Origin of the sequence: Anaerovibrio sp., from assembly GCF_045637405.1 — a bacterium.
Taxonomy (GTDB): Bacteria; Bacillota; Negativicutes; order Selenomonadales; family Selenomonadaceae; genus Anaerovibrio.
The window spans coordinates 21,108-39,606 of the sequence record NZ_JAZTZI010000091.1 but is presented as its reverse complement, the minus strand read 5'-3'; the positions used below and the strand labels follow the sequence as shown (position 1 = coordinate 39,606).

Sequence of the window (18,499 nt, the reverse complement as noted above, 5' to 3'; positions counted from 1 at the left end):
ATCTCCCAGCTCGTTGAAACGCTAATTGGAAGATTTTTCTTCTAAAGAAGAAAAATTTGAATAATGGCGTTATAATTTTAATAACATTAATCTTTGATAAAGCGATTTCCTGGAAGTGCTGTTTCTTTGGGAATCGCTTTTTATATATTTTAATTCGTAGAAAAGAAGGACATAATTGGTGCTTTGTCGAAATTTATTGGAGGCAGGTATACCTTTATGGCAGTTATATGAGGTGATACTTCATGATAAATATGTTAAATAAAAAATTCATAAGGCTGTTTGTTGCTTTGACGAGCTTTTTTATCCTTCTTTTTTGCGTCTTTCCGTTGACGGCCTATTCTGCCGGGAATCTTCATACAAAGGTAGTGAAGGTTGGCTGGTTTGACAGCTATGGCTTCCAGGAAACGGATACTGAGGGTGTAAGAAGTGGCTACTGCTATGAATACCTTTTCAGGGTAGCCAATTATACCAATTGGGATTACGAATTTGTCGACGGCGAATGGTCAGAGCTTATTGAAAAGCTGCAAAGTGGCGAAATAGACCTGCTGGCTGGTGTATCTGTTACTGAAGAACGAAAAAAATATATGCTGTATCCTGACTATCTTATGGGTAATGATAATTATTGGGTTTTTCAGCATGATGATAATCAGACCATGAATGCCTATGATTTTTCTACTATGAATGGGAAGAAAATAGGCGGCATCAAAAACAACCGTATGACTTATTTTTTGGAGTTATGGGCTGCAAAAAATAAAGTCGATCTAGATATTGTTTATTATGATGGGTTTAACGAAAGGGATAAAGATTTTGCAGCCGGCCTCATTGATGGTGTGGTAGCAACAGATAATAATATCAAAGTGGATGCCGGTTATGCACCTGTGGTCAAGGTGGGACAGGAACCGTTTTATTTGGCTGTCAGCAATAAGAGACCGGATTTGCTGTATGAGTTGAATTATGCTTTGACCGATATTGACAGGGCGGATCCATTCTTTATAAAAAAATTGCAGCTTAACAATTATGGCGCCACCTTGATTAACAGTACTCTTTCCGATGATGAAAGCAAATGGCTCAATAATCATAAGGTATGGCGGGTCGGTTATTTTAAGGACTATATGCCATTTTGCGGGCAGAACAGCGATGGTTCGCCAACTGGCATAATCACTGATGTCTTTAATATGATACTGAAAAATCTTAATATTGAAGATAAGGTAACTATAGAGTATGTGGCGTATGATTCCGTAAACGATTTGATACAGGGCTTTGACCGTAACGAGATTGATGTGTCCTTCCCTTCATTTGGAGATGTGCGTTATAGCGAGGATAAACAATACAGCTATACCTCGGAAATATTAAGTGTTCCTATGAATGTGGCATATAGGGGGGAATATTCTGATAAAACCTTTACCACTATTGGACTGTATCATAATCCGATTAAAAAGGTTATGAAGCCATATAAGGATAGAGAGATTAAGCAATATGACAGTGTGGAGGAGTGTTTTGACGCCATACTGTCCGGGGATGCAACCTGTACGATTATGTCCTCGTTGTTCTTGCAGGACCGGCTGAATGATTACAAGTATCACAATATAAAGACTATGCCTTTAGGCATCAGCCTATCCTACTGTATCTGTGTGCCAAGAAATAATCCGGAGCTTTTTTCCATACTTAACAGAGGAATTGCCCTAATTGATAAATCTGTGGTTTCTGATTATGTTTTTAAATATATTCAGTCCAATGCCAAGTATACATTTGAGGATTTTATCAGAGAAAATAGTGTTATATTCATATTTAGTGGCGGCCTGGTGTTTATTTTGGTTCTGGTTGGATTGTACGCATACCTTACCGGACTGAAGCGGGCTAAAAAAGAAGTTGATATACAGCTTAAGCGAAATGAGGAGCTTGTAAAGACTGAGAAAAAACAGCATCGTGATTTGGAAAGGGCTTTGGAAAGGGCTGAAAGAGCCAGCAAGGCAAAATCGGAATTCCTTTCCCGAATGTCCCACGATATAAGGACGCCTTTAAATGGTATCATTGGTCTTATGGAAATTGCTGATCGTCACCCTAATGACGTGGAGCTGTTGAATGCCAACAGAGTTAAGGCCAAGGTGGCGGCCAATCATTTGCTTAGCCTTATCAACGATGTCCTTGATATGAGCAAGCTGGAAAGTGACAATGTTGAATTGGCTGAAGACCCATTTAATATTGAAGAATTAATGGCAGAGGTAATTGCTATTTGCAGTATCAGAGCACAGGAGAATGGAATCACTATCAAGTATAATGATAATGGCGGCATGAAATATCCTGATGTAATTGGAAGTCCATTACATTTCAAGCAGATACTGATGAATTTAATAAACAATGCCATCAAGTACAATAAGCCTAATGGCAGCATTGATATTTCTGCTCAGCTTGGATTTGAGGATGAGGATACGGTAACCTATGATATTTTTGTAGAGGATACCGGTATTGGCATAAGCGAGGAGTTTTTGCGCCATATCTTTGAGCCATTTACCCAGGAAAAGGACGATGCCCGCAGCCGTTATCAGGGCACTGGTATGGGTATGGCCATTGTTAAGGCTTTGGTGGAGAAGATGCAGGGCAAGATTGTAGTGGATAGTCTGGTGGGACATGGTACTACTTTCGGAGTTACCTTGCCGTTTAAGATTAATCATAATATTGTAGAACAGCATGAGGAGGCAGAGCAATCCGGCAAATCCGTTGAGGGCATGCGGGTTCTGGTGGTGGAGGACAATGAGCTGAATATGGAAATTGTCACCATGATATTGGAGGATGCAGGAGTCATATTGACGAAGGCAGGAAATGGCCGGGAGGCCTATGATATTTTCATGGAGAAGCCATCCGGTACCTTTGATGCTATTTTGATGGATATAATGATGCCGGAGTGGAACGGCTATGAGGCTACTGTGCAGATAAGGAAGGCTGATAAGTCAGATGCCCAGAGCATACCAATTATTGCCATGACGGCCAATACCTTTGCAGAGGATATTCAAAAATCCAAGGAGGCCGGCATGAATGCCCATATAGGCAAGCCGTTAAATGTAGAGGTGTTGCTGTCTACCCTGGAGAAGTTTAGAAACAATTAATTGTAATATATTTTGTCTTAGTGCTATAATGGTGGCAGTTGTGAGTTTTTGAGGAGTGATATCTCATTTTTGCTGTTATTGTAAACACTGTTGCCATTATCATTGGCGTCCTTATCGGATTGGTTCTGAGAAAGGGAATTCCACAGCGAATTTCTGATGCCATTATGGAAGCTCTTGGTCTTTGTACTGTGGTTATAGGTATTCAGGGAACCATTGTGGAAAAGAATATATTATTGCTGATTGTGGCGGTTGTAATAGGTGTATTTATAGGAAAATTATGTGACCTTGATGGCCGTATAAACAGGGCAGCTGCCCGTATAACTTCTCACTTTGCCGGTGCCGGTGAGGCGGCGAGGATGGCGAATGCCTTTGTTACCTCCTGCCTAATTATGAATGTTGGGGCCATGGTTATTGTGGGCTCCCTGAATGCCGGCCTGCGGGCTGATTTTGCCATGCTGTACACCAAGTCGTTGTTGGATTTTGTATCGGGGATTATGTTTACTGCTACCATGGGAATCGGTGTTATGGGCTCAGCAGTTTTTACTTTTTTCTTTCAGGGAGGTATTGTGCTGTTGGCAGAGTATATAGCCCCCTTTCTGTCCGATGAGCTTATTGCTGAAATATCATCCACAGGTTGTCTGCTGATTTTGGCCATCGGCCTTAATATGCTTAATTTGACAAAAATAAAGGTGCTGGATTATTTACCGGCCCTGTTGGTGGCACCTGTACTTTATTGGATTATATATTAAAATAGAAAGCAGGGCCTTTGATGACTCTGCTTTTTGCTGTTTTTAAAGTTGCGTGTAAATTCCCATCGTGATAAAATGATATAGCTATTTTGGTGCTGCTGTGAAATACAGCAGCTTCTTTTTTGAGGTGACAAAACATGGTAGTTATTGAAAAGGCTATTCTTCATATTTTAGATGTAAATGAATCCAATGAGGTTTTTTCTGACGCTTTATTGGAAATGAATGAAGCTGTTGCGGAATTCATTATTAAGCATGTGGAAAAGACCATTTCCAGTCAGGATGCCAAGAGGGGCAGCTTCTATGGTAACAGCGAATTTAAGGTTATGCTTGATGGGTATATTGGCGGGGAAATGGAGTTCGTGGAATTTTCCCGTCAGGCGGCGGGAGCTCTTTACAAGGTGCTGACCACAGCAGAGGCAGTGTCCTCCACGGATTTGCTTATCTGTGACGCCCGCATTGATGAAGCCAGATACTTGGTGATTTTTAAATGTAACAACCATCAGGGCTATGTTCATCAGATTAATGTGGATGAAAATGGCAAGGTGTCCACTGAATTGGTCAATAATTACGCAATTCTTCCCGGTCTTACTCAGAAAATTGATGAATTTGTATTTATTAACTGTGAGACCATGGAGATCCTTTCCAAGTCGCGGAAATATAATGTGAATGGCAACAGCATTTATCTTATCCCGGAGCTGTTTCTGGAATGTGCCCAGGCCCCGTCTCCTGCCGAGACCATAAAGGAAATTAACAAGGCGGTGAAGAAGGTCACTGAAGCCTATTGTCAGGATGAGGTGGCGGCGGTTACTGCTGTAAAGAACTTTATTGCTGAAAATATGGAAAAGGATGCTGTGCTGGACCCTGTGGCCGTTGGCCGTGAGGTTTTTCAGGATAATCCTTCCATGGCGGCGGACTACAATCATGCTATTGAAACAGCAGGTTTTTCAGAGCCTGTGGAGGTAAATCAGGAGGCCACCCTGAAAAAGATGAAAAAGCATAAGCTCAGCACCGATACCGGGATTGAGATTACTATTCCTACGGATTATTTTGAAAATACGGATTTTGTGGAATTTTTCAAGGAGGAGGACGGTTCCATGTCCATTACTTTGAAAAATATTCAAAACATTATTAATAGATAATTTTAAGGTGATTTATGGTTGTAAATGAGCTTGTTAATAGTGTATTAGGCAAGAATCGCCTCAAGGATACAGAGGAACAGACGGAAAAGGCCATTTTGGCAGGTGTAGCCTTTAGTTCCCGCAGAGATGACTGGCAGGTGGAGGACTCCCTGGCAGAGCTTCGTGGCCTGGTGGAAACTGCCGGGGCAGAAATAGTGGGTGAGGTTATCCAAAACAAGGATAAGCCGGATAATGCTTATTTTCTGGGGAAGGGCAAGGTGGAGGAAATCGCCATGCTGGCCCAGAATGTGGAGGCAGACCTGTTGGTAATTGATGACGAAATTTCCCCTTCCCAGCAGCGTAATCTGGAGCTGAGTACCGGCCTTCGGGTGGTGGACAGGACAGCTCTGATATTGGATATTTTTGCCCAACGGGCCCGTTCCAGTGCCGGCAAATTACAGGTTGAGCTGGCTCAGCTGAAGTACAATCTGCCCAGACGGGGGGGCCAGGGACTGGTTATGTCCAGACTGGGGGGCGGTATAGGTACTCGTGGTCCCGGTGAAACCAAGCTGGAAATGGATCGTCGTCGGATTCACGGCCGAATCCACGATTTGGAGGAACAGCTTAAGAAGCTGAAAAATCAGCGTAAGCTGCACCGTAATCAGCGCAAACAGTCAAGACTTGCTTCTGCGGCATTGGTGGGATATACCAATGCGGGCAAGTCTACCATTCTCAATGCTTTGTCGGATTCTGATGTTTTGGCTGAGGACAAGCTGTTTGCAACCCTTGACCCCACAACCCGTCTGGTGGATCTGGATGAAAAGCTCCAGATTCTTCTTACGGATACTGTAGGCTTTATTCAGAAATTACCTCATACCTTGGTAAGTGCCTTTCAGGCTACCTTGGAGGAAACTACGGAGGCAGATTTGCTGGTCCATGTGGTGGATGCCAGCGACCCTAATTACGAGCTGCAAATAAAGGCCGTTATTAAGGTGCTGGACGAAATCGGGGCAAAGGAAAAGCCCGCTATTTTCGTGTTTAATAAGGCTGACAGGCTAATGGAAAAGGGCGGTACGGATTTTGATGCCCAGCGTATGCTGCAGGGGCGTGAAGGTGTGGTTATTTCTGCCAAGAATTCTGAGGATTTGCAAAGGCTGAGGGAAAAGCTGGCCTCCTTCTTTAATCAGGGGAAGGTGATCATGAAATTGTGCATTCCATATACTGAGGGAAATGTAATCACCCGTCTCCATGAAGATGGCAATGTTCTTAAAACAGATTATGATGAAAATGGTACGGTTTTGGAGGTTGAGCTTCCTGTAACCGATGCTGAAGCATATAAGCAATATGAAATTTAATTTAGGGAGTAATTATATCTAATGGCATTTTCTGAAAAATTAATTGAATTAAAAAAACAGGTGCTGGCTGAAAGTCAGCCTATGTTTGAACGCATTGACTCTATTGCCGAGGCCAATACCTTAAAGGTGTTGGATGCTATGCGGGAGTGTCAGGTGGGGGAATCCCATTTTAATACCACATCGGGATACGCATATAGTGATGTGGGTCGTATGAAGGCAGATGAGCTGTTCGCCAAGGTGTTTGGGGCAGAAAGGGCTTTGGTTCGTACCCAGTTTGTATCCGGTACCCACACTTTGGCTACTGTACTCTTTGGTATTCTTCGTCCCGGGGACAAGCTGCTGTCCATTACCGGTGCTCCATACGACACTATGCAGACTGTGATAGGTTATGCCTCTGAAAGTAAAGGCTCCCTAAAGGAATTTGGGATAAAATATGACGAGCTTGATATGGTGGATGGCAAGGTGGACATGGCCGGTATTGAAGGCAAGCTGACACCTGATACCAAGATGGTGCTTATCCAGCGCTCCCGTGGTTATTCTATGCGTGATCCATTGAGTATTGATGATATTGAGGATATTTGTGCTGAGGTACATCGTATTAAGCCTGATTGTGTGTGCTTTGTTGATAATTGCTACGGTGAATTTGTGGATACCAGAGAGCCGGTACAGGTGGGAGCAGATATCATGGCGGGCTCCCTTATCAAGAACCCGGGTGGTGGTATAGCCCTTACTGGTGGTTATATTTGTGGTAAGGATGAGTTGGTGGAGCTGGCTTCCTACAGAATGACTTCCCCGGGCATGGGTGATGAGCTGGGAGCATCTCTGGCAAATAACCGCATGATATTCCAGGGATTGTTCCTGGCCCCTCATGTGGTGGCCCAGGCCATAAAAGGAGCAGTGTTTGCAGCAGGTTTGTTCAGCAAATTAGGATATAAAACTCTACCATTGCCAACTGATGTGCGTGGTGATATTATTCAGGCCGTGCAGCTTGATACCCCGGAAAATCTCATTGCCTTTTGTGGTGGGATTCAGAAATATTCGCCGGTGGATTCCTTTGCGGCTCCCGAACCATGGGATATGCCGGGCTATGAGGACCAGATTATTATGGCGGCAGGTACCTTTGTACAGGGCGCATCCATTGAGCTGAGCGCCGATGGGCCTATGCGTGCACCGTATAACGTTTATATGCAGGGCGGCGTAACCTTCGAGCATGCCGTAATTGGCATTATGGGCGCAGCCCAGGCTATTGCGGACGTATCCAAGAGGTGAAACCGATTGGTAAATGGACGTATCCAAGAGTAATAAAATATAGCATACGAAAAAGAGAGCAGGTGGATAACTACATCCAACTGCTCTCTTATTTTGGGTAAACTATACAATTACATCTGACGGTAGATGCCGATTACTTTTCCAAGAATAGTGACATTTTTTTCATAGAATGGCTCCATGGAGTCATTCTCCGGCTGGAGGCGGATGCAATCCTTTTCCTTAAAGAAGCGTTTTACTGTGGCGGCCTCTCCATTTACCAATGCCACCACAATATCACTGTTGTTGGCAGTGCTCTGTTGCTTTACCATGATATAGTCGCCGTCATATATACCGGCATTAATCATGCTTTCGCCGTCAACCTTCAGCATAAAGGTTTCTGAGGTGGTGCCCAGAAGGTTCTGTGGGAAAGCAAATACCTCCTCAATGTTCTCCTGAGCCAAAATAGGAGTACCGGCAGTTACTGCGCCAACCAACGGAACATTGACAGTACGCTCCCAAGGTTTGTCCTCCAAGAGATCGATGGCGCGAGGCTTAGTTGGATCACGGCGAATAAGACCAGCATCCTCCAATTGATTGAGATATCCATGTACGGTGGATGATGATTTTAGTCCAACAGCCTTTCCTATCTCACGAACAGAAGGTGGATAGCCCTTTGATAAAAGAAATTCCTTGATGTACTTGTAAATTTGGCTCATGCGTTCATCGGCACAGCGTTTACGTCCCATTAGCCACACTCCTTACATAATAATTCTGTACCTATAGTATATCATATATATGTTCTATTGCAAGTGTTCTACAAACAAAAGTGCTGATTATTTTATTTCTCCTTAATAGATATCATCCTTTTACTTTTCAAAAATCTTTCCTCGCAGTGAACTAATATCTTATGGTATAATTTTGTCAATAGCACCATCGTCTAATTTTGGGGTGAATTATATGAAGCACATTCCGTTTTTATGCGAAGATGTACAGTCATTTTTTGATAAGATGGATGAATTTTCCGGTCAGTTAGCTGGCATGGAGGAGTATTCCTGTGTGCTGGTTACGATTTACGCCAGTATCCATTTAAAGGATAAAGTTCCCGATTTAATTCGTAAGGTTCGGGAGGTGTTACCTGAGGCTAAAATCGCTGGTGGAACGGCATCCGCCATGATTACGGCAGGTGTCATTAATTATTATGGTATCTCATTGACTTTTTCCGTGTTTAGTGAAGGCCAGGCTGAGGTTTTTCCGGTATTTTGGGATGATGATAAAAGCAAGGAAATCGGTGAGGAAACCCTGAAAAGACTGGTCAAAGTAGAGAATTTGGCCGCAGTTGAGATGCTTACCTCCGGTTATGCCATTAATGCCATGCCTTTTTTTGAAGAATTATCCAAGCTGTCTCCAGAAGTCGTCTTTTTTGGCGGGGTGGTGGATGATGGTACGACGCCGGCAGGGCAGGGCTTTGTGTTTACCGGGGATGATGTCATTTACCGGGGACATGTGATGGTAGCCTTCAGCGGTAGCACATTAAATGTTCATGTGGGGTATAGCAGCGGCTGGAAGCCATTAGGCAAGACCATGACCGTGACCAGATTGAGCAACTACCATACCATTTGTGAAATTGATGATGTACCGGTCAGGACGATTTACGATAAATATTTGGGTATTAGCAGTTGGAATGAGGAATTTCTAAGTGAATCCCTGGCCTTTCCGTTTTCCATTATCAGAAATGGTGCTTTTCTGTCCAGATTGCCAAGACGACTTGACAGTGACGGTAGTGCCAGCTATGGAGCGGATTTTTATGTAGGTGACAAGGTTCGTTTATGTTATGGTGATCCGGCGGTTATAATTCAGGAGGCCCGCAATATCCAGCTGGAAGTGATTAAATTTAACCCTGAGGGATTATTTGCTGTAAGCTGTTGGGCCAGAAAAATTCATCTTCATAAGGATGTTAATCAGGAGCTGGAGACCTGCCGCAGGGGCGTGCCTTCTACGGGACTTTATGCCTTTGGCGAGTATATGAGAACCCAAATGGGAGATATATACCTTAATAATATGTGTCTGTCCATAATCGGCTTCAGGGAGGGCGGTCATGAGGTGGTATCAAGCGGGGATGAATCACTGCAGCCAATCCGTTTGGAGCATCAAAACAGCGTACTTAGTCATATGATGCATTTTGTACAGGCTGTGTCAAATGAATTGGAGGAAAGCAACAGACGCCTTTATGATATTGCCAAAATTGATTTTCTTACCAATCTCCTCAATCGTGGTGAGCTGGAATCTGAAATGGCAAATTCTCTGTACAGGTGTCAATTGTCGGGAAATTCATTGTCCATAATGATGCTGGATATAGATAATTTTAAGAGTATCAATGATACCCTGGGCCATGATACAGGCGATGAGGTTCTAAAGGGTGTGGCGGACCTTATCAAACAGAATATCCGCTCAACAGATAAGGCCGGACGGTGGGGTGGCGATGAGTTTATCATTGTCTTTAATAATTGCGATGTGGCGGTGGCCACCAGTGTGGCAGAACGCATAAGAAATAAGATTATGGGGCTGGCTGCATTATTCAAGGTGGAAAATGTGACGGTGAGCATCGGTATTACCGCTGCCAAGAAGGATGATACTATTCTGTCCCTGTTCCAGAGGGTTGATGCGGCTATGTATAAATCCAAGCATCAGGCAGGGAAGAACTGTGTAACTGTAATTTAAAATTTCGCTGTATAAAAAATGCCCTGATGGGTAGGAGATAATCCTTCCATCAGGGCATTGTTCTGTCTATGATTATTTATTTAATTACTTCAGTCAGGACATCATCAAGGGCGTTAAGCACGTTGTTAATATCCTCTTCGGTAACTACAAGTGGCGGCTGGAAGGCCATCACATTGCGCTCAATACCGTTTTTGCCGATGATGAAGCCCCGATTCTTCATTTCCTCAAGAACCATATCCAGCTCCTCTGGAGCCGGGCTCTTATCAGCGTGTACGAATTCAGCACCCCGCATAAGTCCCAGTCCACGGATGTCACCAATAATAGGGTGCTTTTTCTGAAGCTCAACCAGACCCTCATACAACTGCTGACCACGGTTCTGGGCATTTTGCATGAGATTATACTTCTGAATGTAGTTGATAACACTAAGACCTGCAATGGAGGATACAGGGTTGCCACCCAAAGTGGAGGCACCTGGCTTTGTATAGGTATCAGCAATTTTTGCTGATGCAGTAAAGGCGGAAATCGGTGCACCGTTGCCCAGAGCCTTGGCCATGGTCATAATATCAGGCACCACATCGAAGTTTTCGATAGCAAACATTTTTCCGGTACGGGCAAAGCCGGTCTGCACTTCATCGATAATCAGCAGAGCATTGTACTTTTCAAGGATTTCCTTAACCCGCTTAAAGTAACCCTTTGGTGGAGTAACAATACCCGCATTGCCCTGAATAGGCTCAGCAATCAGAGCTGCCGGGTGGCCGCTGGTGGAATACTTTATCAGGTCCTCAACAGCGTTGGCACAGGCCAAATCACATTCAGGATATTTCTTGCCCAGTGGGCAGCGATAGCAATAAGCATTTGGAGCAAAGTGAATACCTCCACATGGGTGAGGATCAGTACGCCACATCTGAATACCGGTAACACTCATGGTGAGCTTGGTACGGCCGTGGAGACCATTTCTTAGGCTGATAAATTCGTCATTGCCTGTATAAATGGAAGCCAATAACATAGCACCTTCATTAGCCTCGGTTCCAGTGGAGCAGAAGAAGGTTTTCTGCAAGTCACCAGGGGTAACCTCGGCCAGCTTTTCTGCCAGATTAACGAAATTTTCCGTGAGATAGATATTGCAGACATGCTGCAGGGACTGAACCTGCTTCACCACATTTTCCGTGATTTCCGGATTGCAGTGACCGCAGTTCATAACGGATACACCGGCGAACATATCAAGATATTTGCGTCCCTCGCTGTCATATAAAAACTGCATATCTCCCTTTACAAACTGACGTGGTTCCTTGTAGAAGTGAGCCAGACAAGGCATAATGTATTTCTTTTTCTTTTCCAGAATGGCCTCAGGGCCAATAGGCTTTTCCATGGACATAAGCGCATCTCCTTTTTATACCTTTATCATAGTGAATCCTGGGACTGGCGGAAGCGGTATACCCCGATACCCAGCTTTCTAGGGCCAGCTTCCTGCATTTTCTTAAAGGCAGCCTCGTCAAAGGCTGGCTTGCCGGCATCCAGATTATCAAGGGCAGTGCGGTAAGCCTTGGTCAACTCGCCCACCAGCTCCGGCTCATAATCCTTGGCCTCAATGCGGAAAGCCGCTACGCCGTTGAATTTCTCCAGATATGGATAGTAGCAAAGATCCTTGGTAAAGAGAATGTGGTTGCGGCCAAACTGGTCCATACGAAGTGGATGAACACCACCAGCAGTATCCTTCAGCGCATAATGGCGATTTACGAACTCAGGGTTGATCAAATGCTTGTATGGGAGAATCATGGCAGCAAAATTGTGGTCACAGATCATGGATTCGTAAGAGCCGTGAATGATAACCTCAATAGGAAGCTCAGACTGTTCCACAAGATTCTTTACCTGAGCAAAGGAAAGCTCAAGAGAAGCAGTACCCATGGATATGCCGTTCTTCTTCATAAAGCTGGCAGCCTTATGGTTAAAGAGATTAAAGGAAAAATCTGCCTGTACCGGTAAATCAGTACATTCCTGGGCCAGCTTCAGTGAGCCCAGATTGCTTACCAGCACACCGGCTGGCTTCAGCTCATTGACTGCCTTGAGATACTGCTCCAGCTCGCCACATTCACGGCGCATGGTGGTACGTGGGGTACCGATAACTATTTTAGTGTTGTATTTATTGCCAATTTCAATGGCTTTTGCCACATTTTTAAGGGACCAAGGCTTCTTTGGCTTGTATGCCTCACCGGATAAGTATACAATATCAGCACCATTGGAGCAGGCAGCCTCCACGGAAGCAATATCTGCCACCTGTACGGCCAGCTGACGTTTGCCCTTGTTTTCCTTATCAATAGCTGGCTCAGCCTTTAAAATTTCATCCTGGAAGCCTGCCTCTTCTACAGCATCACTGAAGAAACGAGGCTCGCGGGAACCATCAAAGCCAATATCACTGGCATCAGGCTGTCCCAGAGCAAAAGTGGTGGTAAAATCACGGGCCCGGTTCTCGTAAAGGTCCTTCCAGCCCTCTTCATCCACCTGATATCCATAAGGGTCCTCAATATAGGCATCAATAGCCTTTCTGTAGGTGGCCACAATGCGGCGGACAAAATCAGCCGGGCGCATACGGCCTTCAATCTTAAAGGAGAACACCCCGGCCTGGATGAGCTCAGGGATGTTTCTGTACATACACATATCCTTGAGAGCCAGCTTGTAGTCATGCTGGTCATCCTTATCAAGGATTTCTCCTGTTTTCTCGTCAATGAGCTTGTATGCCCAACGGCAAGGCTTTAGACAACGGCCCCGGTTACCGCTCTGCCCAAAGAGCACCCCGGAGTGAATGCACTGACCGCTTTCAGCGATGCACATATCACCATGCATGAAATACTCGATTTCCAGACCTGTTCTTTCCTTGAAAAGAGACATTTCAGAGAGGGTCATCTCACGTCCCACAACGATTCTGGTAATGCCATACTCCTTCAGCTTTTTGATGGCGTGCTCGTTATGGGTATTCATCATAACAGAGGTATGGAACGGAATAGTTATGCCCATTTCCTTGGCAATTTCCAACACTGCAAAGTCCTGGACCAAAATTGCATCTGGACGGATTTCATTGAGATAAGCCAGATATTCCTTCAAAGGTTCAATTTCGTCATCGCTGATGAGGTTGTTCAGGGTGATATAGAGATGTACCCCGTGGGAGTGGGTATATTCAATCGCCTTTTTCAGCATTTCATCATCGAAGTTGGTTTCCTTGTTGCGGTGCATCCGCATATTGAAATGCTTGCCACCGAGATAAACAGCGTCGGCACCGGCTTCAACAGCAGCTACCAGCGCATCCCAGTTTCCGGCAGGGGCCAACAGCTCCACAGATTTACGGCTTAAAATCATATTATGGTACTCCTTTATCAATTAAGAATAGTTTGTTTTGGAAGATAGTATTTTTGCATACTAACTCCTAGTATAACAATTTTTGGGTAAATAATAAAGCTTTTCAAATTCCGACCAGTTTTGCAATTCTGTAGTATAATTTCTAAGTAACAAGCAAATAAACAATGCAAGAGAAGACAGTGGATTTTGTCGCCATTGTCTTCTTTAAATTTAACAAAAAACTAGACACATATTAAGGCTTATGCTTTAATCTATACGAAGGAGTGTCTACAGATGGAACGGATACAAAAACTCATCAGCCGGGCTGGGGCGGCATCACGCCGTGAGGCAGAGCGGCTGATTAAAGAAGGCAGAGTAAGTCTTAATGGCCAGGTGGTTACAGAACTGGGCATTCAGGCCGATGAAACTGATGAAATAGCTATAGACGGCGTGGCCATTGGTAAGGAAAAGGCCAAGCTGTATTTTTTATTGAATAAACCAAAGGGATATCTGAGTACCGTAAAGGACGATAGGGGCAGGAAAACGGTGGTTGATCTGCTGGCGGATGTGCAGGAATACATTTACCCTATCGGTCGGCTGGACTATGATACGGAAGGCTTGCTATTGCTGACAAACGATGGTGAGCTGATGAACGGTTTGCTGCATCCCCGTTATGAGGTAAAGAAAACCTATCTTGCTAAAGTGAGAGGCATGGTTACCCCGGAAACACTGCAGAAATTCCGCAGTGGCATCAAGCTGGAGGACGGCATGACAGCCCCAGCGGAGGCAAAGCTGGTGGAATATAATGAGCAGGGGCATTGGTCCAAGGTTAAGGTGGTAATCCATGAGGGCCGTAACCGTCAGGTGAGACGAATGTTTAGCGCAGTTGGTCACGAGGTTACCGCCTTAAAGCGTATTGCCTTTGGAGGGCTAACTCTGGAGGGGGTTAGTCGGGGAAAGTATCGTGAGCTTACCACCGACGAATTGTCAATGCTAAAGCATATTGCGGGAAAGCAAGGTGCAACCAATGGATAAAATTGTTGTTGTTGGAGCAGGTCCAGCTGGCATGATGGCGGCCATAAAGGCGGCGGAAAACGGTGCCAGTGTGGTGCTACTGGAAAAAATGAAGCGGGCCGGCAAGAAAATGCTAATAACAGGCAAGGGACGCTGCAACATTACCAATGTTGCGGAAATCCCCGAGCTGATAAAAAATATTCCTGGTAATGGCAAGTTTTTGAACAGCTGTATTCGGGCCTTTGATAATGAGGATGTGCAATACTTCTTTAATGGAATCGAGGTGCCCACCAAGGTGGAGCGGGGAGGCCGGGTGTTCCCGGTCAGCGACAAGGCTGCCGATGTGGTGGATGCCATGGTGCTTCAGGTTCATGAGCTGGGAGTTAAGCTGTACACTGATGTGAAGGTTTCAGAAATACTGGTACAGGATAATAAAGCTGTGGGTGTGAAAACTGATGATGGACAAAAATTCGAGGCAGAGGCGGTAATTATTGCCACAGGCGGTTCATCTTATCCTGGAACTGGCTCCACAGGGGATGGCTATAAAATGGCAGATAAAATCGGCCATAAGGTGGTGACACCCCTTCCAGCCCTGGTTCCTCTGGAGCTGGAGGAGGAATGGGTGAAGGATTTACAGGGCTTATCACTAAAAAATGTGCGGGTTACTCTTTTTGCTGATGAAAAGAAAGTAACGGATATGTTTGGGGAGATGCTGTTTACCCATTTTGGGGTTAGCGGTCCTATAATTCTATCCCTTAGTCGTAAAACTGCCCAGCTGTTGGAGGATGGCAGCTTTGTGGAGCTGATGATTGATCTGAAGCCTGCTCTTTCCTTCGAGCAATTGGATGCCAGAGTTTTAAGGGATTTTGAAAAGTATCAGCGTAAGGAAATGAAGAATGCCCTGAAGGATTTACTGCCTGGAAGGTTGATTCCGCCTGTCCTTGACGGAGCATATATTGAGCCGGACAGAATGGTGAATTCCATAACCAAGGAGGAGCGTCACCGTCTTGTAAATGTATTAAAGGGCTTGCTGGTAACTGTAACCAAAACACGGCCTATAGCAGAGGCTATCGTTACAGCCGGGGGCGTGGATGTAAAGGAAATAAATCCCAAGACCATGGAATCCAAGCTGATAAAGCGTTTGTATTTTGCCGGTGAGGTAGTGGATGTGGACGGCTATACCGGGGGCTATAATCTGCAGGCAGCCTTTTCTATGGGGGCGGCAGCTGGTAACTGGTCTGTATGGAATGATGAGGAGGAGTAAGCAAGTGGGAAATCGAGTTATAAATAAGGCCTTAAAGGCATTAAGGGGCGAGGTTATAATTCCGGGGGACAAGTCCGTTTCCCATAGAAGTGTAATGCTTTCTGCTTTGGGTGATACTCCTGTACATATTACAAATTTCCTTCCTTCAGCGGATTGCTTGTCTACTGTGGGGGTTATGCGGGCTTTGGGTGCCAAGGTGGATATAATAAGTGATACTGAGCTTATTGTAAAAGGTAATGGCCTTCATGGCTTGCAGGAGCCAGCCACTATTCTGGATGCAGGAAATTCCGGTACCACTCTCCGCCTTATGATGGGGATGCTGGCCCCACAGAAATTCGTGTCAGTGTTTACGGGAGACAGCTCCTTGCATAAGAGGCCAATGGGAAGGGTTATCAAGCCTTTGAGCCAGATGGGGGCCCATATAGTGGGCAGGGCGGATAATACAAAATTGCCAATTACCATAGTTCCCGTGGATGGGAAGCTGAAGGGCTATAAATACAATATGCCTGTGGCCAGTGCCCAGGTGAAATCAGCCATGCTTTTAGCGGGACTTTTTGCCGAGGGAGAAACCACTGTGGTGGAGCCATATCCTTCCAGAAATCACACTGAGCTTATGCTGGAGGCCTTTGGCGTAAAGCTGAAATATGAGGGGACAAGCATTACTATAACGGCACCTGAACGGATGGTTGCTCCAAAGGAGCTGGTAGTGCCAGGGGACATTAGCTCTGCGGCCTTTTGGCTGGTGGCGGCGTCCATTATTCCGGGCAGTGAGCTCCTTTTGAAAAATGTGGGCATCAATGAAACCAGAACTGGTATTATAGATGTGCTGAAGGATATGGGGGCAGAGCTTAAAATTCAGAACCGACGCAAGAGTGGCGGTGAACTGGTGGCAGATATTTTGGTGAAATATGCGAAGCTTCATGGCACCAGCTTCGGGGCAGATATCATTCCCCGGTTGGTGGATGAGATCCCTATTATTGCTGTGGCAGCAATGTTTGCTGAGGGCGATACAATTATTACCGGTGCCGGGGAGCTTCGTGTCAAGGAAACAGACCGGTTGGAAGCTATCTGTGATCAGTTTACCAAGCTGGGCGGCAGCATTGAAGGCAAAGAGGACGGCCTGATTATACATGGTGGCAGTACCCCTAAGCTGGCGGAGTGCTTCAGCTATGATGACCACCGTATGGCCATGTGCCTGGCAGTATTGGGTATTGCCGGGGCAGGTGTGGAAATTCAGAACCCGGATTGTGTGGATATTTCTTATCCTAATTTTTATGAAGAACTTGATAGATTAACAAAATAAAAAATACAAAAAGAGGTAATTGTAAATGAAAAAATTAGTAGTTGCAATTGATGGTCCTGCAGGAGCAGGCAAGAGCACTGTTGCCCAGATGGCAGCAAAGGAGCTTGGATTTACATATATTGATACTGGTGCCATGTACAGAGCTGTGGCATGGAAGAGCCTTCAGCAGGGAAAAGCTGTAACTGATGATTTGATTAATGATGTAGTAAAGGATATCGATATTGTTCTCGATTATAAAGAGGGTAAAACCAGGGTTTTTGTGGATGGCACAGAGGTAACAGCTGAAATTCGTACTCCTGAGGTAACTGGTATAGTTTCCCAGGTGGCAGCACTTGGTCCTGTACGTGAAAGACTCACAGACCTGCAGCGCAAAATGGCTACTCAGGGCTCCGTTATAATGGATGGCCGTGATATTGCCACCAATGTATTGCCAAATGCGGATATTAAGATTTTCCTCACAGCCTCCATTGAGGAGCGTGCTGACCGCCGTTACAAGGAAATGAAGGCCAAGGGCTATGATGTGGATTTGAAAAAACTTCAGGAGGAAATCGCTGCCAGGGACAAGGCTGACAGCGAGCGTGAAATTTCCCCACTGGTGCAGGCCGAGGATGCGGAGCTGCTGGATACCAGTGATATGAGCATTGAGGAAGTAGTTAAGGCTATTCTTGACAGATGCAGGTGATTAGATGTTTTACAATATATTAAAGGTTATATTTCAGATATTATTCGGTATTTTGTTCCGTCCAAAGGTTAAGGGCAAGGAAAATGTTCCTATGGAAGGTGGCATGATTATGGCTGCCAATCATCTCAGTAACTGGGATCCTCCAATTGTTGGAACCTATATGCCACGACCAGTGGCCTATATGGCAAAAGAGGAGCTGTTTAAGCCAGCCATTGCAGGGGCAATAATCAGAAGCTTGTATGCTTTCCCTGTAAAGCGTGGTGCCGCTGATCGGGGGGCTATAAAAACAGCTTTGGGAATCTTAAAGCAGGGCCTTTGTCTTGGGGTATTCCCGGAGGGAACTCGCAGTAAGGATGGCAAAACCCACAAGGCAGAGTCCGGAGTGGCCCTTTTGGCAGCTATGTCAAAGGTTCCTGTGGTGCCAACGGCTATTATTGGCACAAACAAAATCCTTCAAAATGGTGGTTTTTTGCCACAACTCCAAATAATTTATGGAGAGCCAATGTATTTTGAAGGAAAACACAATGATAAGGAAGCTTTGGTAGATTTTTCTAAAAAAATTATGGAGAAAATTGATAATTTAATAAAAATGAATAGCCAAGCTTGAAAAATAA

At 45.0% G+C, this 18,499-nt stretch carries 14 protein-coding genes; 11 read left to right on the top strand and 3 right to left on the bottom strand.

The features are described 5' to 3' along the window. Positions 1 to 242: 242 nt before the first annotated feature. The 5 genes from ACKI5G_RS06655 (at position 243) to ACKI5G_RS06635 (ending at position 7,595) form a co-directional block, all read left to right on the top strand. Positions 243 to 3,104 (top strand): ATP-binding protein, encoded by a 2,862-nt coding sequence (locus tag ACKI5G_RS06655; protein ID WP_407398802.1) that lies wholly within the window; start codon positions 243 to 245, stop codon positions 3,102 to 3,104. 65 nt (positions 3,105 to 3,169) lie between these two features. Next, entirely contained in the window at positions 3,170 to 3,853 is a 684-nt protein-coding gene (locus ACKI5G_RS06650; protein ID WP_407398874.1) for a DUF554 domain-containing protein, read from the top strand. Between the two features lie 137 nt (positions 3,854 to 3,990). Then, positions 3,991 to 4,992 carry a nucleoid-associated protein gene (locus tag ACKI5G_RS06645; RefSeq protein ID WP_407398800.1) on the top strand — a complete coding sequence of 334 codons (1,002 nt, stop codon included), beginning with the start codon at positions 3,991 to 3,993 and terminating at the stop codon, positions 4,990 to 4,992. 14 nt (positions 4,993 to 5,006) lie between these two features. After that, on the top strand, positions 5,007 to 6,326 hold the full coding sequence (gene hflX / locus ACKI5G_RS06640; protein WP_407398798.1) for a GTPase HflX: 1,320 nt from the start codon (positions 5,007 to 5,009) through the stop codon (positions 6,324 to 6,326). A 21-nt stretch (positions 6,327 to 6,347) separates the two neighbouring features. Next, a complete protein-coding gene (locus tag ACKI5G_RS06635) occupies positions 6,348 to 7,595 on the top strand; it encodes an aminotransferase class I/II-fold pyridoxal phosphate-dependent enzyme (RefSeq protein WP_407398796.1) in 1,248 nt (415 codons plus the stop codon). A 110-nt stretch (positions 7,596 to 7,705) separates the two neighbouring features. On the opposite strand, the gene lexA is transcribed toward ACKI5G_RS06635, so the two are convergent. After that, a complete protein-coding gene (gene lexA / locus ACKI5G_RS06630; protein WP_027396209.1) occupies positions 7,706 to 8,320 on the bottom strand; it encodes a transcriptional repressor LexA in 615 nt (204 codons plus the stop codon). 211 nt (positions 8,321 to 8,531) lie between these two features. Between lexA and ACKI5G_RS06625 the strand changes: the two genes are divergently transcribed. Beyond that, entirely contained in the window at positions 8,532 to 10,292 is a 1,761-nt protein-coding gene (locus ACKI5G_RS06625) for a diguanylate cyclase domain-containing protein (RefSeq protein ID WP_407398793.1), read from the top strand. 76 nt (positions 10,293 to 10,368) lie between these two features. Here the strand turns inward: ACKI5G_RS06625 and ACKI5G_RS06620 are convergent, their stop codons facing one another. Beyond that, positions 10,369 to 11,661 carry an aspartate aminotransferase family protein gene (locus ACKI5G_RS06620; protein ID WP_407398872.1) on the bottom strand — a complete coding sequence of 431 codons (1,293 nt, stop codon included), beginning with the start codon at positions 11,659 to 11,661 and terminating at the stop codon, positions 10,369 to 10,371. Positions 11,662 to 11,693: 32 nt separating this feature from the next. Then, complete coding sequence (locus ACKI5G_RS06615) at positions 11,694 to 13,643, bottom strand: peptidase U32 family protein (RefSeq protein WP_407398791.1); 1,950 nt, start codon at positions 13,641 to 13,643, stop codon at positions 11,694 to 11,696. Between the two features lie 273 nt (positions 13,644 to 13,916). Here ACKI5G_RS06615 and ACKI5G_RS06610 point away from each other — a divergent pair, with 273 nt between their 5' ends. Genes ACKI5G_RS06610 through ACKI5G_RS06590 form a run of 5 tightly spaced genes read left to right on the top strand, consistent with a single transcriptional unit; the run spans position 13,917 to position 18,492 of the window. Next, positions 13,917 to 14,657: a pseudouridine synthase gene (locus tag ACKI5G_RS06610; protein WP_027396205.1), complete on the top strand. Its 741-nt coding sequence runs from the start codon at positions 13,917 to 13,919 to the stop codon at positions 14,655 to 14,657. Further along, complete coding sequence (locus tag ACKI5G_RS06605; protein WP_407398789.1) at positions 14,650 to 15,900, top strand: NAD(P)/FAD-dependent oxidoreductase; 1,251 nt, start codon at positions 14,650 to 14,652, stop codon at positions 15,898 to 15,900. Before ACKI5G_RS06610 ends, ACKI5G_RS06605 begins: the two co-directional genes overlap by 8 nt. Next, complete coding sequence (gene aroA, locus ACKI5G_RS06600) at positions 15,887 to 17,203, top strand: 3-phosphoshikimate 1-carboxyvinyltransferase (protein ID WP_407398870.1); 1,317 nt, start codon at positions 15,887 to 15,889, stop codon at positions 17,201 to 17,203. The genes ACKI5G_RS06605 and aroA overlap by 14 nt, the downstream gene beginning before the upstream one ends. A 25-nt stretch (positions 17,204 to 17,228) precedes the next feature. Further along, positions 17,229 to 17,885, top strand: coding sequence for a (d)CMP kinase (cmk, locus tag ACKI5G_RS06595; protein WP_407398787.1), 657 nt, complete (start codon positions 17,229 to 17,231; stop codon positions 17,883 to 17,885). Positions 17,886 to 17,889: 4 nt separating this feature from the next. Then, positions 17,890 to 18,492, top strand: a complete 603-nt coding sequence (locus tag ACKI5G_RS06590; RefSeq protein WP_407398785.1) for a lysophospholipid acyltransferase family protein — start codon at positions 17,890 to 17,892, stop codon at positions 18,490 to 18,492. Positions 18,493 to 18,499 lie beyond the last annotated feature (7 nt).